The sequence below is a fragment of the Photobacterium proteolyticum genome (genome assembly GCF_001939735.1).
In the GTDB taxonomy this organism is placed as follows: domain Bacteria; phylum Pseudomonadota; class Gammaproteobacteria; order Enterobacterales; family Vibrionaceae; genus Photobacterium; species Photobacterium proteolyticum.
In genome coordinates this window covers 113,323-136,202 of sequence record NZ_MJIL01000076.1, presented here as the reverse complement: position 1 = coordinate 136,202, position 22,880 = coordinate 113,323, and the positions used below count along the sequence as shown (strand labels likewise).

At 50.3% G+C, this 22,880-nt stretch carries 21 protein-coding genes; 11 read left to right on the top strand and 10 right to left on the bottom strand.

The window, feature by feature from the left end:
• Positions 1–98: 98 nt before the first annotated feature.
• Entirely contained in the window at positions 99–479 is a 381-nt protein-coding gene (locus BIT28_RS14510) for a VOC family protein (protein WP_075764906.1), read from the top strand.
• A gap of 73 nt (positions 480–552) precedes the next feature.
• Here the strand turns inward: BIT28_RS14510 and BIT28_RS14505 are convergent, their stop codons facing one another.
• Together BIT28_RS14505 and gap are read right to left on the bottom strand one after the other, a co-directional pair.
• Positions 553–1,428, bottom strand: coding sequence for a D-hexose-6-phosphate mutarotase (locus BIT28_RS14505; RefSeq protein ID WP_075764904.1), 876 nt, complete (start codon positions 1,426–1,428; stop codon positions 553–555).
• Positions 1,429–1,683: 255 nt separating this feature from the next.
• Positions 1,684–2,679: a type I glyceraldehyde-3-phosphate dehydrogenase gene (gap, locus tag BIT28_RS14500; protein WP_075764902.1), complete on the bottom strand. Its 996-nt coding sequence runs from the start codon at positions 2,677–2,679 to the stop codon at positions 1,684–1,686.
• Positions 2,680–3,027: 348 nt separating this feature from the next.
• Here gap and msrB point away from each other — a divergent pair, with 348 nt between their 5' ends.
• Positions 3,028–3,429, top strand: coding sequence for a peptide-methionine (R)-S-oxide reductase MsrB (gene msrB, locus BIT28_RS14495; protein WP_075764900.1), 402 nt, complete (start codon positions 3,028–3,030; stop codon positions 3,427–3,429).
• Positions 3,430–3,519: 90 nt separating this feature from the next.
• Here msrB and BIT28_RS14490 read toward each other — a convergent pair whose 3' ends face one another.
• Positions 3,520–4,347, bottom strand: coding sequence for a DUF2989 domain-containing protein (locus BIT28_RS14490; protein WP_075764898.1), 828 nt, complete (start codon positions 4,345–4,347; stop codon positions 3,520–3,522).
• 240 nt (positions 4,348–4,587) lie between these two features.
• Between BIT28_RS14490 and BIT28_RS14485 the strand changes: the two genes are divergently transcribed.
• The gene (locus BIT28_RS14485; RefSeq protein WP_075764896.1) at positions 4,588–4,875 is read left to right on the top strand and encodes a YeaC family protein; all 288 of its coding nucleotides are present in this window, start codon (positions 4,588–4,590) and stop codon (positions 4,873–4,875) included.
• A gap of 29 nt (positions 4,876–4,904) precedes the next feature.
• Here the strand turns inward: BIT28_RS14485 and BIT28_RS14480 are convergent, their stop codons facing one another.
• A complete protein-coding gene (locus BIT28_RS14480) occupies positions 4,905–5,576 on the bottom strand; it encodes a glutathione S-transferase family protein (protein WP_075764894.1) in 672 nt (223 codons plus the stop codon).
• Positions 5,577–5,761: 185 nt separating this feature from the next.
• Here BIT28_RS14480 and BIT28_RS14475 point away from each other — a divergent pair, with 185 nt between their 5' ends.
• A complete protein-coding gene (locus tag BIT28_RS14475; RefSeq protein WP_139310476.1) occupies positions 5,762–6,034 on the top strand; it encodes a hypothetical protein in 273 nt (90 codons plus the stop codon).
• An 85-nt stretch (positions 6,035–6,119) separates the two neighbouring features.
• On the opposite strand, the gene ansA is transcribed toward BIT28_RS14475, so the two are convergent.
• Positions 6,120–7,130, bottom strand: a complete 1,011-nt coding sequence (gene ansA / locus BIT28_RS14470; RefSeq protein WP_075764890.1) for an asparaginase — start codon at positions 7,128–7,130, stop codon at positions 6,120–6,122.
• Positions 7,131–7,214: 84 nt separating this feature from the next.
• Positions 7,215–9,068, bottom strand: coding sequence for a signal peptide peptidase SppA (gene sppA / locus BIT28_RS14465; RefSeq protein WP_075764888.1), 1,854 nt, complete (start codon positions 9,066–9,068; stop codon positions 7,215–7,217).
• 264 nt (positions 9,069–9,332) lie between these two features.
• On the opposite strand from sppA, the gene BIT28_RS14460 reads away from it, so the two are divergent.
• The 5 genes from BIT28_RS14460 (at position 9,333) to BIT28_RS14440 (ending at position 16,466) form a co-directional block, all read left to right on the top strand.
• Positions 9,333–11,345 (top strand): NADPH-dependent 2,4-dienoyl-CoA reductase, encoded by a 2,013-nt coding sequence (locus BIT28_RS14460; RefSeq protein WP_075764885.1) that lies wholly within the window; start codon positions 9,333–9,335, stop codon positions 11,343–11,345.
• Positions 11,346–11,494: 149 nt separating this feature from the next.
• Positions 11,495–12,043: an NAD(P)H nitroreductase gene (locus BIT28_RS14455; protein ID WP_075764883.1), complete on the top strand. Its 549-nt coding sequence runs from the start codon at positions 11,495–11,497 to the stop codon at positions 12,041–12,043.
• 155 nt (positions 12,044–12,198) lie between these two features.
• Positions 12,199–13,236, top strand: coding sequence for a selenide, water dikinase SelD (selD, locus tag BIT28_RS14450; RefSeq protein WP_075764881.1), 1,038 nt, complete (start codon positions 12,199–12,201; stop codon positions 13,234–13,236).
• Positions 13,236–14,330, top strand: coding sequence for a tRNA 2-selenouridine(34) synthase MnmH (mnmH, locus tag BIT28_RS14445; protein WP_075764879.1), 1,095 nt, complete (start codon positions 13,236–13,238; stop codon positions 14,328–14,330). Before selD ends, mnmH begins: the two co-directional genes overlap by 1 nt.
• 138 nt (positions 14,331–14,468) lie before the next feature.
• On the top strand, positions 14,469–16,466 hold the full coding sequence (locus tag BIT28_RS14440) for a DNA topoisomerase III (protein ID WP_075764877.1): 1,998 nt from the start codon (positions 14,469–14,471) through the stop codon (positions 16,464–16,466).
• Here BIT28_RS14440 and BIT28_RS14435 read toward each other — a convergent pair.
• A complete protein-coding gene (locus BIT28_RS14435) occupies positions 16,463–18,085 on the bottom strand; it encodes a GGDEF domain-containing protein (RefSeq protein WP_075764875.1) in 1,623 nt (540 codons plus the stop codon). The two genes, BIT28_RS14440 and BIT28_RS14435, sit on opposite strands and share 4 nt — an antisense overlap.
• A gap of 298 nt (positions 18,086–18,383) precedes the next feature.
• Positions 18,384–19,079, bottom strand: a complete 696-nt coding sequence (locus tag BIT28_RS14430; protein WP_075764873.1) for an SDR family oxidoreductase — start codon at positions 19,077–19,079, stop codon at positions 18,384–18,386.
• A 167-nt stretch (positions 19,080–19,246) separates the two neighbouring features.
• Between BIT28_RS14430 and BIT28_RS14425 the strand changes: the two genes are divergently transcribed.
• On the top strand, positions 19,247–19,522 hold the full coding sequence (locus BIT28_RS14425; protein ID WP_075764871.1) for a hypothetical protein: 276 nt from the start codon (positions 19,247–19,249) through the stop codon (positions 19,520–19,522).
• A gap of 79 nt (positions 19,523–19,601) precedes the next feature.
• Here the strand turns inward: BIT28_RS14425 and BIT28_RS14420 are convergent, their stop codons facing one another.
• Both BIT28_RS14420 and BIT28_RS14415 read right to left on the bottom strand, forming a co-directional pair.
• Positions 19,602–21,458, bottom strand: a complete 1,857-nt coding sequence (locus BIT28_RS14420) for a DUF3413 domain-containing protein (protein ID WP_075764869.1) — start codon at positions 21,456–21,458, stop codon at positions 19,602–19,604.
• A 45-nt stretch (positions 21,459–21,503) separates the two neighbouring features.
• A complete protein-coding gene (locus BIT28_RS14415; protein WP_075764867.1) occupies positions 21,504–21,722 on the bottom strand; it encodes a YejL family protein in 219 nt (72 codons plus the stop codon).
• 74 nt (positions 21,723–21,796) lie between these two features.
• Between BIT28_RS14415 and yejK the strand changes: the two genes are divergently transcribed.
• On the top strand, positions 21,797–22,810 hold the full coding sequence (gene yejK / locus BIT28_RS14410) for a nucleoid-associated protein YejK (RefSeq protein WP_075764865.1): 1,014 nt from the start codon (positions 21,797–21,799) through the stop codon (positions 22,808–22,810).
• Positions 22,811–22,880: the final 70 nt, after the last annotated feature.

Sequence of the window (22,880 nt, the reverse complement as noted above, 5' to 3'; positions counted from 1 at the left end):
GCTGTCAAATATTTGCGATAACGGCTTTTTTGGAGGGCGAAATCGATCCCCCTGACATATGCTAGAGAAGTAATTTGTGGAACGGGGGAGCTTGATTTATGGGGATTTCACGTGTTGATACAGTTTCGATTCCGGTCTCAGACCAGAGTCAGGCCTTGCTCTTTTATCGTGATGCCTTAGGGTTTGAGCTGATACGCGATCATCACGCCGATAACCATAAGCGCTGGATCCAGCTGGCACCGAAAGGGGCTGAGACGACAATCAGTCTAGTCATACCATTTGGCGGCATGAAGGCAGGATCTGTTCAGGGGCTGGTTGTGCAAACGGATGATATCCACACCACGCACAGCGAACTGACGGGCAGGGGAGTGCCCCTTTCTGAGATTGTCACCATTATTGGCGGGCGGTTTGCGACGTTTGCCGATCCGGATGGCAATGGCTGGGTACTCATTGAAACAAACACGCATATGCTTGCCTAGGGACGAGGCTCAGTGAATGTTGCTAATTAAGGCAATGCCGCCGAGATGGCGGCATTGAAAGCAGTGACTGCTATTACTTCTGCACTGTTATCTGCGTGCTGAGCGTGTGGGATTCACCCGGTGCCAATTCGATGGCTTGCTCGTGGATGGCGGATTCGACACAGACCATTGTCTCAAAGCTGTTGTCTGCCATATCCCCCATGCTGACAGATAGTGCCTGCCATGGATTCCAGATAACTGCAGCATCATGGCCCTGGTTAGTAACCAGAAGTTGTCTCTGATGGGCCTTGTCATCAATGACAACCGGATTAGCTGGCGAGGTATAAACGCGATCTGTTTCAGCGTTGAATGTCAGCGTATTGCCGCCAGTACAGGCTTCGTTGCCTTTGGTGCTATCTAGGTAAGCTTCACCCATGCCCGTTACAGCGATGTCGCCGATAGCAGCCACGTTAAAGTAGGTGTGCAGCGCACCGGTGAATGACCAGGAATGCTTATCGGTATTGGTCGAGGTCAGGCTGACTGTCAGTTCGCGACCAATTTCAAAGGTAATCTCATTGTGGAATTTATTAGGCCAGATAGCGCGGGTCGCCTCGGTGTCTTCCAGTGTCAGTGACACAATCACACCCTGTTCATTTTCACGGTGCTGATTTAGCGTCCACTGGCTATTACGTGCAAAGCCGTGAGAAGGTGTCGCTACTTTACCGAACCAAGGCCAGCAGACAGGTACACCACCGCGGATGGCTTTTGCCGTATCGAATTCAGCCTTTTCGCTAAGCCAGATGACGTCTTTCTCTCCTGCAGGCTTGTACCAAATCAGGTGGCCGCCGTGGAGGGAAATACCGGCCTCGGCCAGCTGGTGAATTACACGTACAATTTTGATGCCCTGGAACTCACAGATCGTGACTGCGTCAGATAGTGCTGAAATTGTCGGAAGGTTACGTAAATCCATAAGATCTTCATTCCTCACAGGTTGTAATCGGGTCAATGCTTATTTGATTGGCATCTCGACGAGATGAAAGGAAATACCAATGAAATAGGGACTTAATTTTATTTAAAAAATATCAGTAAAAATTAAAATAAATTTGTTAAATATGTAGGTACTTTTTTGTCATTGCTGTGTTTGTTGAATAGAGGTGCTCTGAACTCAGCATACAAAAAAGGCGGCTATTAAGCCGCCTTTTGTCATTCTTGCTAAAAGCTTACATTACTTAGAGATGTGAGCGATTAGGTCTAGAACTTTGTTTGAGTAACCGATTTCGTTGTCGTACCAAGATACAACTTTAACGAAGTTATCAGTTAGAGCGATACCAGCTTTAGCATCGAATACAGAAGTCTGAACTTCACCGATGAAGTCCTGAGATACTACTGCATCTTCAGTGTAACCTAGAACGCCTTTCAGCTCGCCTTCAGAAGCTTCTTTCATTGCTGCACAGATAGCTTCGTAAGATGCGCCAGTTTTCAGGTTAACTGTTAGGTCAACTACAGAAACGTTAGCAGTTGGTACGCGGAAAGCCATACCAGTTAGTTTGCCGTTTAGTTCAGGAAGAACAACGCCTACAGCTTTAGCAGCACCAGTTGAAGAAGGGATGATGTTCTGAGAAGCACCACGACCACCACGCCAGTCTTTAGCAGAAGGACCGTCAACAGTCTTCTGAGTAGCAGTAGTTGCGTGAACAGTAGTCATCAGACCAGACTCGATACCGAACTTGTCGTTAAGAACTTTAGCGATTGGCGCTAGGCAGTTAGTAGTACAAGAAGCGTTAGAAACGATGTCCTGACCTGCGTAAGTGTCTTGGTTAACACCCATAACGATCATTGGAGTTGCGTCTTTAGAAGGACCAGTTAGAACAACCTTCTTCGCACCAGCAGTGATGTGCTGACGAGCAGTTTCGTCAGTTAGGAAAATACCTGTTGCTTCAGCAACAACGTCAACACCGATTTCGTCCCACTTAAGGTCAGTTGGGTTGCGCTCTGCAGTTACGCGAACTGTTTTGCCGTTAACGATTAGGTTACCGCCTTCAACTTCAACAGTACCGTTGAAACGGCCGTGAGTTGAATCGTACTTCAGCATGTATGCCATGTATTCAACGTCGATAAGGTCGTTGATACCAACAACTTCGATGTCATTGCGCTCTACTGCAGCACGGAAAACGAAACGTCCAATACGGCCAAAACCGTTAATACCTACTTTGATAGTCATTACAGTTGCTCCACAACTTAATTTCTAATGAAAGATAACTGGTAGTAAAATTACAGAATCTTGGGTGACCCTGCAAGCCAAAAACGAACTTAAATTGCGTGAGGTCAAAAAAAAGTTCGGATTTTTTTTACATTCCCACTACAACGATGCAATTTCATACAATACTTGTATGAATATCCATCATTGCTGTTGTTAACTTTTAATATCCACACTCCGCTCATCTAAAATATGCTTAAATGAGCACGTACATGTAAAATCCTTTCGAGCAGGAAGTATGTGCTACAGTTCGCTTGATTGGCAAATAATTTTGCTTGGCCCAGTGATGGATAAATACAGATAGGATAAGTAATGTCAGATAAATCAGATGCTTATTGGCGCGATAATTTAACGGCGGAGCAATATCATATTTGCCGTGAACGAGGAACCGAGCGTCCATTTTCTGGAACCTTGCTTCATAACCGCGATACGGGGATATACCACTGTACTTGCTGTAACAAGCCCTTGTTTCAATCAGGGAACAAATATGACTCAGGATGCGGATGGCCAAGTTTCGATGCACCGATCAGTACTGATGCAATTCGTTATTTGAAAGACAACAGCCATGGCATGCAGCGCATCGAGATCCGCTGCGCCTATTGTGACAGTCATTTAGGGCATGTTTTTCCTGATGGACCGAAAACAACGGGTGAACGATATTGTGTCAACTCAGTGTCACTGGCCTTTCAGCCAAACGCTACGGTTGAAAAGTAATTACAGATTTGATTGTTTGAAAAAGGGCTCGTTGGGCCCTTTTGCATTTATCCCCCCAGCGAGAGAGGCTTTAGACATCAGTCAGCAGACTTAATTGGCCATGCTGGCTCTGAAGTTTCCTTTCTCCAGCGCCTTCGATATCTTCTGAGCTTGAAGATCTATTGCTTGTCGCTCGTCGTCAGGCATTGGGTAAAAGCTGATTAGCTTCTCCTGGCTGACGACGGAAGCCCCGAGTTCGGTGCCGACTCTTGCCCACAGGTAGGCGTTGGTGATCGATTCTGTCTGATGGGACAACGTTGCCAGAGACTGGATGATTTCTGGTTTAATAATCTGTCCGCGCTCATATAGCTCCAGGGCATGCTTAAGCAGCTGGATTGTCTTTGCTTTGTCTTTGTCGGTGTAATAGGTTGCCAGTGCAAGCTGTAGCTCGGGTGTTTCAAGAGCTGGGGTGCCTTCAAGCTGCAAAAACTGACGTAATGCCCCTTTTTCGCCCTGGCTCCAGCGGTAATAGATAATTTCAGGATCATCGGACTTTGCGAGTTCCTCGGACAACCTTGCAATCGACTTATAGCTATTAATGAGGGCTCTTGTTCGCAGGGTTTTGCGCTCTTTCAGTTCTGTCGGCTCGATTCGAGCAGCGTATTCCAGGCACTTTTGGTAATCGTAGGTGAATTTAAGCTCTTTAAATTTCTCTTCGGCGACAGGGTTTTTCTGCACATCATAGCGTTGCCAAATTAGGTTGGTGCGCTGAAGGCGGCACTGACCATCATTCAGGTTAGTGCTCTCGCAGATCTCCGGATACTTTTCGCATAGGCTTTCTGTTGAACGGTGGCGTTCAAAGCAGCCGCTAAGCAGCGTTAGGCTTACTGCTGCCAGCGATAGTTTTACTAATGTTGTTGATCTACGGGCAATGCTCATATTGGGTAATAGATTACTTTGAGTGTCTAATAGAATTTAGCGACTGACTATGGTGTTATCTTAACCGATGTATATTGAAAAAAAGCCAAAGGCTCAGATTTTTTTCGCATTGTGATCTGAGGAGCAAAAAAACTGACCGGTAGTTGGCGCTTTGGGATGTAATTGGTATTACTCCCAGCTCGATACTTGATTAGAATTATAAAGATGGAGCCAACGCACCATCAGATAGGAAGCCTGCATATGGAACTAGAACAACTATTAAAAGTGATGACCCCGGAAGTGTATCAGCGCATCACCACGGCAGTAGAGATTGGTAAGTGGCCCGATGGTACGCCGCTCACCCAGGAGCAGCGCGACTCGGCGATGCAAGCCGTGATGATTTATCAGTCCCGCCATAATACCGATGCCGAGCATATGTCAGTTGAGGCCGGGGGAGAAATCAAATTTAAGTCGAAAGCAGAGCTGAAACGCGATTTCGGGGTGCCGGAGCCTGACGATATCGCTCGCTTCGACCACAGTCAACTCTGAGTAACGACAACTAATAATATTTCCTTGGGCTAACCGACATGGTTGTCAAAGATCATGGGTTCACAATAAAAACCGCTGAGCTCATGATCTTCTTCGCTGATTAAATTCGCTATCCAGGGTTCCTGTTCAATATTGGCAAGATAGGCCTGCAATTTCGGGTAGTGGGTTAGTCTTAGCCCGGCCATCCAGCCACTGCGAAATACACTCCATAAACTGATTTCAGCCATCGAAAAGTGTCCGGCGACATACCCTTCAACTGGCAGCTGCTCTTCTACGTAATCCAGGACCTGTGGCAGGTGGTGCTCAAGGCATTGCTTGATGGCCTGTTGGTCCACATCTTTGTTCAGCATTTTTCCGCGCATGATTTTTTGGTAGAAAAGTACCCCGCCGATGAGTGATGTGAGTCGGGTATCGGCATATTCTTCCAGCCAGCGTACCTGGGCGCGCGCCGCCGCCGAGCCGGGATAGAGGGGAGGGACCGGGAAAATATCATCAAGGTAGTGGGCGATGACCGTCGAGTCCATGATGTTGCTGCCGTCATGCTCGAGGACCGGCACCTTGCCCATCGGGTGGCGCTTCTGAGCCAGTTCTTTTTCTAGATAGGGGTTAAGAGGCTGCAGATCATAGGCAATCCCTTTGTAGGAAAGCGCGAGCATGATTTTTCTGACAAACGGAGAAATGGAGGCACCGTGTAGAATCATAGTATTGTCTCGGGCTAATTGGCCTGTAGTGCTACAGACATGAACAGGTGAATAGACGTAATTGTTATAAAGTGTAGCCGAGATAAAGTATTAGGAGGTGTTCTGGCTGAGGGACCGCTTGATGTCTGCGATGTGAGAACTACATTTAAACCAAACTGTATCGTGTCACGATTCAGGAGGAAGCCATGAGGTATGCGGTATTTTGCGGAATGGGAGAGTTTCAGGGAGCGGCAGATGCATCATCGCCTGCCGATGCGGCGCTGGAAGTGCTTTACGAGCAGCTGGCCGGTGTCGATTGCAGCCAGGTCGAGCTGGCTCCCTGTGATGATCTGGCAAAGGCAAGTTTGCTGGTGTATGAGCTAGCCGGTGAGCTGCCTGCAAATATTGCTGACAAAGGCCCACACGGTTTGAAGGAGATTCCTACCAAAGGTGAACCTAACGGGTTCACTGAAGTGTAGTCGTACAAGCTTGCCTGATGAAAAAAGCCCTGGTCAAAGGCCAGGGCTGTAGTCGGTAACAATAGTTGTTTGGCGAGACGAACAGTTAGTGCGTCAGCTCACCACGTAAATCTTGCTGCATCATACTACGTACTGTTTCTATCGGTAGATCCTGACTGAGCAGGTAATGTAGCTTGGCAAGAGTTGCTTCAGGGGTCATGTCATAACCACTGAGTACGCCGGCATCAGCCAAGGCACATCCCGTGGCATAGCCACCCATGTTCACTTTTCCGGATAGGCACTGTGTCAGGTTCATCACAATGACACCGCGTTCGGTTGCTTCCTTCAACTGGGCAAGAAGGTCTGGGTTTTGTGGCGCATTACCCACACCAAACGTTAGCAGAATCATGGCATTGACCGGCTGACGTAAGGTATTACGGATAACTTCCGGAGAGATCCCCGGGTACATGGTGATCACGCCAATTGGCTGTGGTGTGATCGCATGTACTTTAAACTTGCCTTCAGGCTGCTTACTTAGCTCGACATTATTGAGCTGAATATTGATACCGGCTTCCAACAGTGGTGGCAGGTTCGGCGAAATAAAGGCACCAAAGCCGTCAGCATGGGCCTTGGTACTGCGGTTACCACGGATCAACTTATTGTTGAAGAAAACAGTGACTTCATTGATCGGGTAGTTCGCCGCGATGTGAAGAGAATTCAGCAAGTTGCTCTGGCCATCGGAACGCAGTTCGGCCAGTGGAATTTGAGAGCCGGTAACAATGACAGGCTTGTCCAGATTTTCAAACATAAACGACAGTGCCGAGGCGGTATATGCCATGGTGTCCGTACCATGAAGAATGACAAAACCGTCATATTTGTCGTAGTTTGCCTTGATATCATCTGCAATGCGCTGCCAGTCCGCTGGCGTCATATCTGATGAGTCGATAAGAGGCTCGTACTCGTGAATCGTAAACCTCGGCATTTCTGGACGATGGAATTCAGGCATGCTTTCCAGCTGCTTCTGCATAAAGCCCGCAACAGGGATGTATCCATGGTCTGACTTCTGCATACCAATGGTGCCGCCGGTGTAAGCAATGTAAATATGTTTTCTTTCCATAATCGGGTACAGACATTTCGGGTTGGTGGCCGCATTATACGGTTAACGCACAGTAAAAAAAGCCCGGCATGTGCCGGGCTGATCTCACTTTTCAATATTGCTGCAGTTCAGGCAGAAAGCATATTGTCCTTTTGGATCGTTAAAGTTACTTAGCGTTGTGAAGTCTGTTACAACTTGTTGCGTAACAGGCCGGAGCGCCGCAGGCACCTGGCCAAATACCATGGTCGCCAGTTTGGTGCTTGCCTCGGAGGCAAACTCCTGCAACAGCAACTCGGCCGGGCTGAGTGGCTCTTCCATCCAGCGAAGTTCGTAGCTGTCTAGCTTGGCAAGCTCAACAGCAGCGGCGATAGCGTCATCAAAATCACCCAGTTGATCAACCAACCCGAGCTCTAGGGCGTCGTGACCGGTCCAAACTCGTCCCTGGGCAATCTTGTCGGCCTGTGCCAGTGACATATTGCGATACTGGCTGACAAGGCCGATAAAGCGCTGGTAGCCATGCTCGACGCCGAGCTGGAAGACTTCGGCTACGCCCTCTGGCAGCTCACGGGTCACACCGACACCAGAGAATGGTGTGGTACCGACTCCGTCGCTATATACGCCCATCTTTTCCAGTCCCTTCTCGAAGGTTGTCAGGATGGCAAAGATCCCGATAGAGCCGGTGATCGTCGTTGGCTGGGCCAGGATCTTGTCGGCACTGGATGAAATCCAGTAGCCCCCGGAAGCGGCCAGGCTGGACATTGAAACAACAACTGGTTTTCCGGCCAGTTTCAGGGCATCGACTTCGCTGCGGATCACCTCGGAGGCAAAGGCGCTGCCGCCAGGGCTGTCGACGCGCAGAATAACGGCTTTGACTTCGTCATCAAGGCGAGCTTCGCGCAGCAGAGCCGCTGTCGAGTCGCCGCCGACAGTGCCTTGACGCTGTTGTCCGTCCACAATTGCCCCGCTGGCTACAACGACGGCAACTTGGTTCGGACTTGGCAGATCGTTATTGAACAGCGTTGGCTGGTAATCGTAGTAACTGATCTGGTTAAAGCTGTTTTCACCGTCACTGCCAAACTGTTCAATCATTTTTTGGTTTAGCTGCGGGCGGTTGGTGAGCTCGTCAACCAGTCCCATTTCCATGCTCAGTTTGGCAAAATCACCGTTTACCGCCTTGAGCTGCTTGACGAACTGGCCAAGTTCCGGCGTCAGGGCAGCAGCGTCGATGTGGCGATTCTTGGCAACATCCGCCGTGTACGCGCCCCATAGCTGGTTTAGCCATACAGTATTGGCTTCGCGTGCCTGTGCTGACATACCGTTTCGGGTATAGGGTTCAACGAAAGATTTATAGGTGCCGACCCTAAATACATGGGTGTTGACATCGAGCTTTTCGAGCAGGCTTTTGTAGTACAGGGTATAGCTGCCGTAGCCTGTCAGTAACACGCCGCCATCTGGTGACATGAAGATTTTGTCTGCATAGCTAGAGAGGTAGTACTGGCTCTGTTTGTAGTTGTCACCTACCGCATAGACAGGTTTGCCCGCTTGCTTGAATTCCTCGACGGCCTTGGCAATGTAGCGTAGCTTGGTCAGGTTGGTCTCGGCCATTCCTTTCAGGTTCAATACCAGGCCCGTGATGCGGTTATCTGTTGAAGCGGCGCGGATAGTATCAACAATATCGAAGAGTACATTTTCTTGTACGGGCGCCTGGCCCAGGGCATTGCTGGCCAATTGGTCAATCGGGTTAATGTAGGTGCGCTGTTCGACGATCGGGCCAGATAAATCCAGCACCAATGCGGCTTCTTTGGGTAGTGCCGGTTGCTCTCCGCTCTGGTTAAATGCGAAGAAAAGCAGGCCGATAACAAATAAAAAAATCAGATTAAGTATCAGCTGCCGGGTGAAACTGATCAGTTTCCAGATAGCTCGGAATAGTTTTCCAATTCCTTTGAGTACCACTTTCATGAACGTTCCTGATGATGCGATCGGTATTGTTTCTATCCTAACTTAGTAAACAAGGAATTACAGTAATAATCCTTGTTTACAATGTATTCCTTCCCTTAAGTATTGCGTGCTTCAACGGTTGTTGTAAGTAAATTTCAGCTTAGATTGTTGGGTTGTGAGTTACTACATTTGGTGGTGGATGTTGTAATAATGTAAACAAGTGTTTGATAAAAGTTTGAGCAGTTAATATACTGGTCAGACCATAACAACAAAAGAATGGAAGCCATGGACGATAAATCTTACCCTCATTTGTTAGCGCCCCTAGATCTTGGTTTCACTCAGTTACGTAACCGTGTGTTAATGGGATCTATGCACACTGGCCTTGAAGAGTCGCGAGACGGCTTCAAGAAACTTTCCGCTTTCTATGCAGCCCGAGCTCGAGGTGGGGTCGGGTTGATTGTCACCGGCGGTTTCTCGCCGAATTTCCGTGGCAGGCTGCATCCACTGAGTGCCGAGTTCAGTTCGGCGCGCGCTGCCCGGGCTCACAGGGTTATCACTGATGCTGTTCATGAAGAAGGCGGCAAGATAGCCTTGCAGCTTTTGCATGCCGGTCGCTATGCGATGCATCCGTTTGCCGTGAGTGCTTCAGCCATTCGCGCGCCAATTTCAAAGTTTACCCCGAGCAAGATGAGTAACCGCCAGATCAACAAGACGATTGAGGCTTTTGCGCGTAGTTCCGAGCTTGCGCGCGAAGCGGGTTATGACGGTGTTGAGCTGATGGGCTCGGAAGGATACCTGATTAACCAGTTTATCTGTAAGCGTTCCAACCATCGCTATGATGAATGGGGCGGAAGTTATGAAAACCGTATTCGTTTTCCAGTTGAAGTGGTAAAGGCGGTTCGCAAGCGTGTCGGGCGAGACTTCATTATCATTTTCCGTCTGTCGATGCTGGATTTGGTCGAGCAGGGCAGTACTCATGAGGAAGTGGTCCAGCTTGCGAAGGAGCTCGAAGCGGCCGGTGTGACGATTCTAAATACCGGTATCGGCTGGCACGAAGCCCGGGTGCCGACTATTGCGACGCAGGTTCCGCGTGCGGCATTTACCTGGGTGACCGAGAAGCTCAAGAGTGAAGTCAATATTCCGTTGGTGACCTGTAACCGGATCAATACTCCCCAGGTTGCCGAAGATATATTGTCCTCGCAGCAAGCCGATATGGTGTCGATGGCAAGGCCGTTTCTTGCCGATCCGGACTTTGTGGTCAAAGCAGAGCAAGATCGTGCAGACGATATCAATACCTGTATTGGCTGTAATCAGGCGTGCCTGGATCATGTGTTTGTCGGCAAGCGTGCCAGTTGCCTGGTCAACCCGCAGGCCTGTTACGAAACCGAGCTGGTGCTGACGCCAACGGCTAAGCAGCGACGTGTGGCTATCGTCGGGGCGGGACCGGCTGGGATGGCAACCGCAGTTGCAGCTGCTGAGCGCGGCTTCGAGGTTGATTTGTTTGAGAAGAACGACCATGTCGGTGGTCAGTTTAATCTGGCCATGCAAATACCGGGTAAGGAAGAGTTCAAGGAAACGATTCGTTACTTTACCCGCCGCCTGGAACAGACCGGCGTTAACGTCAAGCTGAGTCATCCTGTCGATGCCGATGAGCTTAAAGGCTATGACGAAGTGATCGTTGCAACCGGGGTTCAGCCGCGAAACCCGAAGATCCCGGGTGTGAATCATGAAAAAGTGATCGACTACCAGACGTTGATCCGAGATAAGGTACAGCTTGGTCAGAAAGTTGCCGTTATCGGTGCTGGCGGCATCGGTGTGGATGTCTCTACCATGCTGACGGAGCCGGAAAATCAGGATCTCGACAGCTGGCTTCAGGACTGGGGCGTCGACAAGTCGATTGAGCATGCCGGTGGCCTGTATCCCCATGATGAGTATGTCAGTCAGCGCCAGGTGTGGCTCATGCAGCGTAAGCCGGGCAAAGTCGGTAAGGGACCGGGACGCACCACAGGGTGGATTCATCGCAAGGTACTGGAAAAGCGCGGTGTGGAGTTGCTCAGTGGCGTCAGCTACGACAAGATTGATGATCAGGGTTTGCATATTACGGTCGAAGGTCAGCCCCGCCTGCTGGAGGTCGACAATATCGTGCTCTGTGCCGGTCAAACCTCGGTGGAGGTGTTGTCCGACAAGTTAAAGGCGATGAATGTCAATGTGCATGTCATTGGCGGTGCCGATGTTGCAGGGGAGGTTGATGCCAAGCGGGTAATCCGCCAGGGTATCGAGCTGGCCGCGAAACTATAAGAAAGTTAGTAAGCTAAGCAGCCAGTGCCGTGATATTCGGGGCTGGTTGCGAACCCCCTCTCAACTCCTTCCCCCTACTATTTCTACGGTTTTACTGTACAGTATTTATGATATTGTAAAACAATAATTATTATCATCATGAGGTTGTTATGGATGCTCTATCATTATTGTTAAATCGTCGTTCGTTACCCAAGCTGATGGAACCGGCTCCGCAGGGTGAGGTGCTGGAAAATATCTTCCGGGCCGGCCTGCGAGCACCGGATCATGCCGGATTGACGCCATGGCGATTTATCGTTTCGCATGGCGAAGGCCTGAATAAGCTGGCGGATATTTTGGTGGAAGCGGCGAAAGCTGATGGTGTCGACGAGGCGACCATTGAAAAAGCCGCGAGAGCTCCGTTTCGCGCCCCGATGGTGATCACTGTGGTTGCTAAAGTGACCGAGCACGAGAAGGTGCCGGTGATTGAGCAACACCTGTCGGCAGGTTGCGCTGCTCAGGCAATGCAGATGGCGGCGGTAGCGCAGGGTTTTTCCGGCTTCTGGCGCACCGGCAAATGGGCCTATCATCCGGTCGTGCGTGAGGCATTGGGCGTACAAGGCGATGACCAGATTGTCGGATTTTTATATATTGGTACGCCGGGCTGCCGCGCGGCAAAAGTCTCTGAGCGAGATCTGGGCCAGTTTGTTGAATACCTCTAGGCTCACTTGAAGCTTGTTCAGGTGCGGAACGCTATAAATCGTTTATCGGGAAGCTGATACTCCATCAGTTTCCCCTCTTTATTGATCCAGAGAGGTGACAGGGTTTGACCGCCGGAGTAGAATTCTCTGCTCTTGTTATTATTCCGGAGCGTGTCATGGAAAATGTCCGCCTTACACAATACAGCCACGGCGCAGGATGCGGCTGTAAAATATCCCCTCAAGTTCTTGATACTATTCTCCGAACTCAACTCGCCCCATTCTCGGATCCTAACCTGCTGGTGGGAAATGAAAGCAAGGATGATGCTGCCGTTTATGATCTCGGCAATGGCAGTTCGGTGATCAGTACCACTGATTTCTTCATGCCGATTGTCGATAACCCATTCGATTTTGGCCGCATTGCTGCCACGAATGCCATCAGTGATATCTATGCGATGGGCGGTAAGCCGATCATGGCAATCGCTATCCTTGGCTGGCCGGTCAATGTGCTGGCTCCAGAGATTGCCCAGCAGGTGATTGAAGGTGGTCGTTCGGTATGTCGTGAGGCAGGGATTTCCCTAGCTGGCGGACACTCTATTGATGCGCCGGAGCCTATCTTTGGCCTTGCCGTAACGGGTATTGTCGATACCGATCGCGTAAAGCGAAATAATCAGGCCGAAGCCGGGTGCAAGCTGTATCTGACTAAGCCGCTGGGGATCGGTGTACTGACCACGGCCGAGAAAAAATCCAAGCTAGCCGATCAGCACCAGGGACTGGCGCGTGACTGGATGTGCAAGCTGAACAAGCCGGGTGCAGATTTTGCCGATGTTGCAGGCGTTAGAGCTATGACGGATGTGACCGGCTTTGGCCTGATGGGCCACCTGAACGAAATTTGTGAAGGCAGCGAGTTAAAGGCAAAAGTATGGTTTGATCAGATCCCGCACCTACCGGGTGTGTTTGATTATATCGAGCAGGGTTGTGTACCGGGTGGTACGGGACGTAACTTTGATAGCTACGGCCATCGCCTGGGTAACATGAGCGAGCAGCAAAAAGCGTTGCTATGTGATCCGCAAACATCTGGCGGGCTGCTGTTGGCTGTGAGCCCGGAAGCCGAAGCTGAGGTTCAGGCTGTTGCCGAGCGCCACGGCATTGAGCTAAATGCAATTGGTGAATTGCTACCGGCTGATGGCGATACTACCTTGATTGAGATTTGTTAATGTCACGTCCGAATTGCGAAGATTTTCGACAGTTATTTGTCAATGATACCCCGTTAATGGATCTGCGTGCCCCGGTTGAGTTTGAACAGGGTGCCTTTCCGACATCGGTAAACCGTCCTTTGATGCAAGATAGCGAGCGTGAGGCTGTCGGTATCTGTTATAAAGAACAAGGCCAGGAGGCTGCAATTGCGCTTGGCCACAAGCTGGTTCATGGTGATATTAAAGCCGAGCGTATTGCCCAGTGGAAAGCTTTCTGCGAAGCGAACCCCGATGGTTATCTCTACTGCTTCCGAGGCGGCTTGCGCTCCCAGATCACCCAGCAGTGGCTGAAAGAGGCTGGTATTGAGTATCCGCGAGTCGTGGGTGGCTACAAGGCATTGCGACGCTTCCTGATTGATACCATCGAGCAGGTTGCCCAGCAGCCGATGACCCTGATTGGCGGTAACACCGGCTGTGGCAAAACCATCATGGTCAACGAGTTGAAAAACGGCCTTGATCTGGAAGGCGCGGCCAACCACCGTGGCTCCTCGTTCGGACGTTATGTGACCGAACAGCGAACCCAGATTGATTTTGAGAATGTACTGGCTGTGTCAATGCTGAAAAAACAGGCGCTTGGTATCAATCAGTTTGTTCTTGAGGACGAAGGGAAAATTATCGGCTCGGTCAGTGTTCCTTTACCTATTCATGCAGCGATGCAAGAGGCACCGATTGCTATTGTTGATGATCCACTCGATGTGCGTCTGGCTCGCTTGATGGATGACTATGTAGTGAGGATGCAGCGGGATTTTGTTGCTCACTACGGTGAGGAGCTGGGCTGGACACGTTTTGCCGAGTACTTGGAGCGTGGGATGTTCAGTATTCGCAAGCGCCTCGGTCTAGAGCGTTATGAGCAATTGCTGCAGGTACAGCAAGATGCGGTTCGCCTGATGCAAAGCTCGGGCTCGCTGGACGGCCATGAAGGCTGGCTCAAGCCCTTGCTGGAGCAATATTACGATCCTATGTATACCTATCAGCTCAGCAAAAAAGCTGATCGTATTGTCTTCCGCGGCGAATACGATGAGGTAAAAGCCTGGTTGGTTGATAAAACGGCGTAAACATGTGATGAGAAGCGGGGATACTGTCCTCGCTTCTTGCTTCTCGTTTCTGGTCCTGTATTTATATCCAGTGTTTTCTTGTCCTTTATTCTGCTTTTCTCTATAGTTCGTGTTACTAAGAACTAGCCAACAATTTTCATGACCCGTCTATATATTGCTGAAAAACCAAGCTTAGGCCGAGCCATCGCTGCGGTATTGCCGCGCCCCCATAAAAACAACAACGGTTATATCGAAGTTGGAAATGGCGATATTGTGACGTGGTGTATCGGCCACCTGCTCGAGCAGGTCGAACCCGATGCCTATGACGGAAAATACAAGAAGTGGAATATGGCCGATTTGCCGATTGTGCCACAGCAATGGCAACTGGTGCCGAGGAAGACGGCAAAGCAACAGCTGAGCGTTGTCCGCAAGTTGGCCAAGCAGGCTACCGAGGTTGTCCATGCCGGCGACCCGGACAGGGAAGGGCAGCTGCTGGTTGATGAGGTGATGGACTATATTAAGCTCGCTGCGAACAAGAAAGCCAGCATGCAACGTTTGCTGATTTCCGATCTTAACCCGGCAGCCGTGAAACGGGCACTGGGCAAGATGCGAAGCAACCGCGACTTCATTCCGCTGTCGGTTTCGGCGTTGGCCCGTTCGCGGGCAGACTGGCTGTATGGGATGAATATGACCCGAGCCTATACCTTGCTGGGGCAGAAAGGAGGATACCGGGGCGTTTTATCGGTTGGCCGGGTTCAGACTCCCGTATTGGGGCTGGTAACGCGACGGGATGATGAAATTGCCAATTTTGTTCCCAAGCCATTTTATGAGTTGTTTGCCCTGATCCCCTATCAGGACAATATGATCCGCGCCCGCTGGGTACCCAGTGAGGCATGCAAGCCGTGGCAGGATGAAGACGGACGGGTACTGAACCGGAAGCTGTGTGAAAACGTCGTTAACCGCATAAAGGGTCAGCCTGCAGAGGTAACCGAATCAGAGCGTAAGGAAACGCGCCAGTCTGCGCCTTTGCCGTATTCGTTGTCGGCGCTGCAGATCGATGCCGCCAAGCGATTCGGCATGAGCGCGGCCGATGTGCTGGCGACCTGTCAGTCGCTCTATGAAAAGCACAAAGTCATCACTTATCCGCGTTCAGATTGCCGGTACCTGCCACTGGATCACTTCAGGCAGGCGGATGAGGTATGTCAGGCCATAGCCAAGACTGCCGCAGAGCTTAGCTCGGCCGTTGAAGGTGCCAATACTTCACAAAAATCCAAGGCATGGAACGATAAGAAGGTGGATGCCCACCATGCAATCATCCCGACTCCCAAGGCAGTAAACAGCAATGCGCTGAGCGCCGGGGAGTATAAAATCTACCAGCTTATCGCCAGACAGTACCTGATGCAGTTCTATCCAGCAGCTGTCTATAGTGAGGCGAAACTAGTCTTTACCATTGCGGGTGGGATGTTTGTGGCCAAAGGACGTCAGTTGATGAGTGCGGGTTGGCGAGAGTTGCTGGGACGAGAGGACTCGACCAGTGAACAGGACCTGGCCGACAAGGTTCCACCGCTTGACAAAGGTACGGTACTGACCTGCCAGGACGGTGAAATAAAGGACAAAATGACAGAGCCGCCCAAAGCATTTACCGAAGCGACATTGTTGCAGGCAATGACAGGTATCGCCCGGTTCGTATCAGATCCGTCACTGAAAAAAATCCTCCGTGATACCGACGGGTTGGGGACCGAGGCCACCCGTGCCGGGATCCTTGATATTTTGTTCAAACGTCAGTTACTAACACGGCAGGGCAAGAGCATTCATGCCACTGAGGCTGGCCGGGGGCTCGTTTATGCGCTTCCCGATGAGTCAACGTATCCGGACATGACGGCGCACTGGGAGCATCAGTTGCAGGATATGGCGGAGAAGAAATGTGCCTATCAGCCGTTTATGGATGCACTGCAGGAACGGGTCCAGCAGATCATGGAGAAAGTGAAACATAGCGAGGTCCCCCCGAGTTTGCGAGAGCTGAAATCACCGGAGCCTTTTAAAGGCGGCAAGAAGCGGCGTTACAGCAAAGGCAGCAAGGGAGGAGGCAGAACTGGCACTAAGACCAGTAGCAGCCGGGCGGGAGCGAAACGCAAGCCACGAAAGAAAGCCGACTAAGCATGTTCGTAATACTGATTGCGCCCCAGCGACTTGGCTTCATATAGTGCCCCATCGGCCTGCTTGAAAAACTCGCCGGGGGAACTTTGCACAGAGGGAACTGTCGTGCTGATCCCGATGCTGATGGTAACTATGTCTGGTGAGCTGCTGACCCCCTTGCTGCGGGGTAGCTGCAGCTCACGTATTGCATGAATAGCGCGTTGGGCGGCGTAACGGGCTGCACTTTTGTCCTGGCCCGGAAGCAGCAGTACAAACTCTTCCCCGCCGTAGCGTGCAAAGAGGGCTCCGGCTCGTTTTTCCAGCGTTGCCAAGGTGTTGGCAATGATTTTCAGGCACTGGTCACCAGCGGCGTGACCGTAGCTGTCGTTATAGGCCTTAAACAGGTCGACATCGATGATCAGCAGGGAAAGCGGAAGCTGGTGGCGTTCGGCGCGACGCCACTCTTCGTTAATCCTTCTATCGAAGACCCGGCGATTGGGCACCGAGGTGAGCGGATCAAGCCGGGATATCTTCTCTAATTTTCGGTTTACCTTTTCCAGCTCAGCGGTACGGTCAGATACCCGCTGCTCAAGCTCTTTGTTCAGGTTGATCAGATTTTCTTCTGCCTGACGGCGGACAAGATGCTGCGAAACGATGAAACCAAATTGTTTTAGCAGTTGCTGATGGTAGTTATGGAGTGGAGTGCCGGTTAACAGGTTGTCACAGGCAATCCAGCCTACCGGGGTGTCTTCGTCCCATAGCGAAATATAGGCGCTCCAGCCAAATCCAACCTGCTTGAGCTCATGGAAAAGCGGCGTATTTTCTTCAATGGCCAGGTACTCTTTGCGCCGGTAGTCTTTGTTAATTTTGGTAAACCATAGATCCGGTATTTCTTCCTCGAAATAATGCTCGTTCACCGTCTTGCCGTGAATATCTGTGCCGTACGTGCCTTGCATGCGGTTCTTCCCTTTAAACAGAAAGATAGCCATGCGGTCGATGAGCAGCAGATTTTTTGCCTCATCGACGGCGGTAAAAAGCATATTATCCATAGAACCGGCGCGCCAGAGTTTGAATGAAATATCGTGCAGCGCCTGGAGCTGCTCTTTGAGCAGTTGCTGCTCTTGCTGGCTGATCTGCAGTTCACGCTCAGCAGAGCGGCGACCGTCATGTTCATCCTGAATACTTTCGCTCAGTAGGCAGGCATCGAGCTCAGAGGCCATGAGGGCAGCCAGGAAAGAGAATTCACTGCCTTCTGTGATTGAATGCTCCGGAAAATCGACGATAAGGCAACCGATGATATGGGAACGTCGCTCCAGCGGCAGGCATAAGCGCGCGTAGCCGTCACGTAGTTCAACTCTGGGCGTACGTTGACGAATAGCCCTGGTTACCTGGAAGAATGGAATACTGTTACGGTCAGAAATGTCGACGGGCGGGAATTGGTAGTGGATCCCGGTGTCATTCATTTCGAGAAGAATTTTCCATCGCGATTTGTAGGCAACGACCAGCTGGGCCCGGTAGGCCGAGAAGCTTTCGCTTAGGTTTCGGCAGGTGAGTTCGCAGACAGTGCGAAGTCCATGGGCCTTCCCCCATTGCTCAAGGATGCGTTGATAAAAATTGTCTAACCGTTCAGTTTGGGTCAATACAGGTTGTCCGTGTGAGAGTTAAGTCGTTGAGCACTTATTTTTATCAATCACAGAAATAAAGCTAGGCACCAAGCCCGCATTATGATTAGAAAGTTGGGCAGATTTATAAATTTGCGACTCAAAACACACCGATTTTTAGTGTGTGTGGGGGATTGTGTCAGGTTGGTTGGCCATTGTGGTGGAATGTTTATTATATATCAATCAGTGGATTACGGTGATATGGCGTTGTTATGGGGGCTCCAGGCTCGGAGGGGGGCCTGGAGAACGCTGGGCGTAGTATCTTGTTCAGTGAGCGCTACCAAGGAAGTTGCTGTCCCTGAAAATCAATAAATGATCCGGAGTCTTCCAAGGTTAATTGGTCTAGCACCTGCTTTAGCCCGGCGGCTGAAGCATCGGGTGTGATAAGGGCATTAGGCCCGCCCATCTCTGTTTGTACCCAACCTAGGTGAAGGGCAACCGAGATGATCCCCTGCGGTGACAAATCGTTTGACAGGCTCTTGGCCACGGAATTAAGTGCCGCTTTGGAAGAGCGATAGATATAACCGCCGCCGCTGGTATTTTCGGTCATACTTCCAACCTTGGACGAGAGGTTGGCGATGATACCGGGCTGCTTGGCTAAGAGTTGAGGGTAGAAAGACTCGGCCAGTTTCAGTGGTGCGATGGTATTTATCTCGAGTACCTTTCGCCACTCATCGAGATCGGTGTTACCAAAGCCATAGCCTTTGGGGCCGTAGTATCCGGCATTGTTGATAAGCAGGTCGAGGGGGACATCGGTCATTTCCTGGCTTAGTGCTGCTACTGCCTGATAGTCTGTGACATCCAGTTGGTGCAAGGTCAGGGCGGTGTTATTGGCCTGAAGCTGCTGAAGCTCAGCTGCATCGACGGTATGGCGGCAGCAGGCATAGACTCGCCAGCCTGCCGACAGGTAGGCCTTCACCAGTGCGAGGCCGACACCTCGGTTAGCCCCGGTTATAAGTGCATTTTTTTTCATGGTTAAATCCTTTTGATTTTTTGCCAAGTGTATACCAAGCAAATAGTTTTTGTAGCTGGCTATTTATTCAGAATCAGTATCGAAACTAAGACAGCGCAACGCGGCCAAGCTAGCCTATTATGTTCAGTGTTGCCTATGATTTTCGATGCTATTTAGGGTGGTGTGCTATGACTCTTATAATGCGCGGGAGCTGGGTTGTCGGCATCGTTATTTTGGTTGCCAGCTGTGCAGATACTCGCCATGAAAGGCTTGTTGAGCTGGGGTTTACCCGTAATTACCTTGATGGATACCAAGATGGCTGTAGCAGCCGGAAAGAGGAAGCTCAGACTTACCATGACGGCTTTCGTCGTGATCCGGAGCGGCTGCTGACTGACAAGAAATATGCCAGTGGCTGGAATGACGGGTTTGAGCAGTGTTACGCCGATAATTCCAAGTTTTATTAGTTTGGGTTGCTTGGGTATAGAACAAAGGCAGCTTGAAAGCTGCCTTTGTAGGGATGGATCAAGCCGTTTTGGCCTAGGGTCACTCTGGCTGATAGAAGCGCTTCAGTTCATGCATGACCTGCATCAGGGTTGAAAGCTTCGGTTTTCCGCCGCTTTTCAGCTTGTAGTCCTGATCATAAACTCGGTAATTACCGTGTTTATCTACTACTGTCGTCGTGTTTTTCTGCAGTACGACAATGTCTCGGTCACTCCCTGCCAGTACCCAGCGGCGCTTGGGGCTAGTTTCGAACAAACTGACACCGCTGCTGTAGTCCGTCACCGGCGTGGTTGTTGCCAATAATGACTCCATCAACGTCGGTACAAGATCCAAATGGCTTGTTGCGCGTGTAGTCTGGGCCGGAACACTTCCTGGCCAGTGCATGATAAACGGTACTTTTAGCTGGTAGCGACTGTAATTGGTTTCTGCACCCCAGCTATTGGTCCCGGTCTCATTAAATTCGTTGCCGTGGTTTGAAGTGATGACGACCACGGTATTGTCCAGCGCATTGTTGGCAACGAGTTGATCAAACACATCAATAAGCAGCTCATCAACATAGTAGGCCGCATTGCGGTAACTGTTCTTCAGTAACTGAGTTGTATCGATATTGGCAGGATTCGAGTCGGAACTGCTCAGGGACGGTTCAAACTGCGGGGCAAAGTCGCCATCTTCCTCGAAATTCTCGATAGATGCCAGTTCAATATAGCTAAACCACGGCGAGTCGTTGGATTGGGTATCTAGCCAGTCCTTCCAGTCAGCGATGGCTTTCGTGTCACTATTGGTATTTGTTTCATCAGCTATTTTCGCCAGCTTGCGGCTGGAAAAAATTGCTTCCGAGTAGATGGATGTCTCGAAACCGTTACCACTGAACAAGCCAAACTGGTAACCGCGCCTTTTAAGCGTATCAAGTAATACCGGTGACGAGTTCGCAGAGCGGACACTGTTGATATAGCCGGCCGGTAACCCGTAGAAGAGGCCAAAGACGCCCCCGGCATTCTCGTTACTGGCACTATAGTGGTTGCTGTAGTTGAGGTTTTGCTGGGCAAAGGCGGTTAGATACGGCATGGTTTCTTTATTGACCATATCGCTGCGCAGACTATCAATCATCACGATCAGCACATTTTGGCCTGTGCCCTGATCGTTGAACGCCAGCTTATTCATTGGATAGCGGATATGTTCGCTTTCGGCAATCCCCTGGGCATCAAGGCGTTTTGCATACTCCTGTCTATCCAGCCAGCCATGCTTCTCCATGAAGGTCTTGGCGGTCATCGGGTAGGACAGCGGGAAGTTGGAGCGCTGCACGGTCACCGGACGGTATAGGTTCGCATCCGCCCAGATATAGATCAGGTGGCTGCTCAGGAAACAGAAGCCGAAAATCATAGCGATAGGTACGCCGACATGTTTGCGAGTCAGCTTCCTGAGCTTGCGCCACAACCATTCAGACAGAATTAACTGCATAAGGAATATTGCAGGGACAGCAACAAATAGATATTGCCAGCGGGCGTTAAGATCTGTTTTCTCTCCGCTTAACAGCAAGTCCCACACTAGTGGACTCAGGTGCAAATCCAGAGACTCATAGGCATGGGTGTCCAGAAGCAACCCTGTCAGGCCAATGGTGCCGACCAATACCGCAAACAGCCGCATCAGGCGCTGTGAGGGGATCAGAAAGCTGGCCGGAAAGAGAACCAGAATATAAAAACCAAAGACAAGAAACCCGAAGTGTCCGACCCAACTTAATCCAAGATAAAGTTGGCCCAGGATGCTTTCGGGCCATTCAGAATGGGCAATATAACGGGTGCCAAGTAGCATGGCCGCGATGATATTGAAAAAACTGAACCAGTGTCCCCAGCTGATCAGCTGTGAGACTTTGTCTTTATAATTGTTACCGCTGGTGACCATAGATGTCAGTAATTCCCAGTCATAGTTGCGACGCCAACAAACAAATTAATCTTCCTTAATCGAGGAGAGCAGAGCTTGTGAGAATTTTTCTGCGATTGCTTTCCTTTGCGATGCTGGAACGTCGGCATTGATCACGTTGGTAGCGATGTTACCTACGATCATCAGTGCTAGTTCCGCAGAAGCATCATGCTTCTCTAGTACATCGAACACGTCATCAATGATTTGTTCAACTTTTTTATTGGTGTATTTTGAAGTAATTGGCATAGGAAGTCTTGTTTAATGTTAAAGAAAGCGACTTATAATAACCTACACTTTAGATTTACTGAAACTTTTCCATTATGAGTCTTACGCTTTCGAACGTCATCCTGCACCAACTGACAAAAAATGGTCAGGATGAACTTGAAGTTCACCTTAGAAAACAAACGCTTGAAAATAACCAATCGACAGAGGACCTGGTTGCTGAACTACACCGGGTCTACAGCAGCAAGGGCGCGAAAGGCTTTGCCCACTTTGCAGAAGACAGTGAGTTCAGCCATTGGCTGAAGCAAATTCGCTCCGGAGAATTAGATTTCCTGTCGTTTTCTAACCAATCGGCAAAAAAATTGCAAACCGAGCTGGCTAAATATCCGTTTGCCGATGCCGGCACCCTGGTTATGGCCGAGTATCAGTCTCTGGCGACCGACTATCTGTTTATCGGTTTACTGCCGACCTGTCACAGTATGAAGGTGACCGAGCAACTTGATATCAGTGCGACTGACTATCTCGATGTCGGCAAAATGGACATTGTTGCACGCATCGATCTCTCGTCCTGGGAAACTGATAGCGAGTCAAACCGATACCTGACCTTCATCAAGGGGCGTGTCGGTCGAAAAATTGCAGATTTTTTCCTTGATTTTATGCAGGCAGAAGTCGGGCTGGACGTGAAGGAACAAAATCAGGTGTTGATGCAGGCGGTTGAGGACTACTGTGCTGACTCGCGTTTGGAAAAGGAAGAGAAGCAGCAATACCGTAAGCAAGTCTACGATTACTGCAATGGCCAGCTACAGGCCGGCGATGAGGTGACGGTGAAGGAGCTGGCGGGAGAGCTGCCGACCACCGAGGACGGCACTGACTTCTATCAGTTTGCTGCCAATCAGGGCTACGAGTTGGAAGAGAGCTTTCCGGCCGATCGTACCGCCATGCGCAAGCTGACCAAGTTTGTCGGTTCAGGTGGCGGGGTGTCGATTAACTTTGACAGCATGCTTCTGGGCGAGCGCATTTTTTATGATGCCGATACCGATACGCTGACAATCAAGGGAACCCCACCGAATTTGAAGGATCAACTGCAGCGACGTCTGAACACTGATAGTTAAATTACGCTGACTACCAGACAGCCACCTTTATCTATGATGAAGGTGGCTTTTTTGTATCTTGGATATTGAT

What these genes read in the sequence shown, in the direction of transcription:
- BIT28_RS14485 (WP_075764896.1), top strand. Translation starts at nt 4,588, where the DNA reads ATGGAACTAGAACAACTATTAAAAGTGATGACCCCGGAAGTGTATCAG.
- BIT28_RS14415 (WP_075764867.1), bottom strand. Translation starts at nt 21,722, where the DNA reads ATGCCAATTACTTCAAAATACACCAATAAAAAAGTTGAACAAATCATT.
- ansA (WP_075764890.1), bottom strand. Translation starts at nt 7,130, where the DNA reads ATGGAAAGAAAACATATTTACATTGCTTACACCGGCGGCACCATTGGT.
- sppA (WP_075764888.1), bottom strand. Translation starts at nt 9,068, where the DNA reads ATGAAAGTGGTACTCAAAGGAATTGGAAAACTATTCCGAGCTATCTGG.
- gap (WP_075764902.1), bottom strand. Translation starts at nt 2,679, where the DNA reads ATGACTATCAAAGTAGGTATTAACGGTTTTGGCCGTATTGGACGTTTC.
- BIT28_RS14480 (WP_075764894.1), bottom strand. Translation starts at nt 5,576, where the DNA reads ATGATTCTACACGGTGCCTCCATTTCTCCGTTTGTCAGAAAAATCATG.
- BIT28_RS14510 (WP_075764906.1), top strand. Translation starts at nt 99, where the DNA reads ATGGGGATTTCACGTGTTGATACAGTTTCGATTCCGGTCTCAGACCAG.
- BIT28_RS14425 (WP_075764871.1), top strand. Translation starts at nt 19,247, where the DNA reads ATGACTCTTATAATGCGCGGGAGCTGGGTTGTCGGCATCGTTATTTTG.
- BIT28_RS14505 (WP_075764904.1), bottom strand. Translation starts at nt 1,428, where the DNA reads ATGGATTTACGTAACCTTCCGACAATTTCAGCACTATCTGACGCAGTC.
- selD (WP_075764881.1), top strand. Translation starts at nt 12,199, where the DNA reads ATGGAAAATGTCCGCCTTACACAATACAGCCACGGCGCAGGATGCGGC.
- BIT28_RS14455 (WP_075764883.1), top strand. Translation starts at nt 11,495, where the DNA reads ATGGATGCTCTATCATTATTGTTAAATCGTCGTTCGTTACCCAAGCTG.
- mnmH (WP_075764879.1), top strand. Translation starts at nt 13,236, where the DNA reads ATGTCACGTCCGAATTGCGAAGATTTTCGACAGTTATTTGTCAATGAT.
- BIT28_RS14420 (WP_075764869.1), bottom strand. Translation starts at nt 21,458, where the DNA reads ATGGTCACCAGCGGTAACAATTATAAAGACAAAGTCTCACAGCTGATC.
- BIT28_RS14475 (WP_139310476.1), top strand. Translation starts at nt 5,762, where the DNA reads ATGAGGTATGCGGTATTTTGCGGAATGGGAGAGTTTCAGGGAGCGGCA.
- BIT28_RS14440 (WP_075764877.1), top strand. Translation starts at nt 14,469, where the DNA reads ATGACCCGTCTATATATTGCTGAAAAACCAAGCTTAGGCCGAGCCATC.
- BIT28_RS14460 (WP_075764885.1), top strand. Translation starts at nt 9,333, where the DNA reads ATGGACGATAAATCTTACCCTCATTTGTTAGCGCCCCTAGATCTTGGT.
- yejK (WP_075764865.1), top strand. Translation starts at nt 21,797, where the DNA reads ATGAGTCTTACGCTTTCGAACGTCATCCTGCACCAACTGACAAAAAAT.
- BIT28_RS14490 (WP_075764898.1), bottom strand. Translation starts at nt 4,347, where the DNA reads ATGAGCATTGCCCGTAGATCAACAACATTAGTAAAACTATCGCTGGCA.
- BIT28_RS14430 (WP_075764873.1), bottom strand. Translation starts at nt 19,079, where the DNA reads ATGAAAAAAAATGCACTTATAACCGGGGCTAACCGAGGTGTCGGCCTC.
- msrB (WP_075764900.1), top strand. Translation starts at nt 3,028, where the DNA reads ATGTCAGATAAATCAGATGCTTATTGGCGCGATAATTTAACGGCGGAG.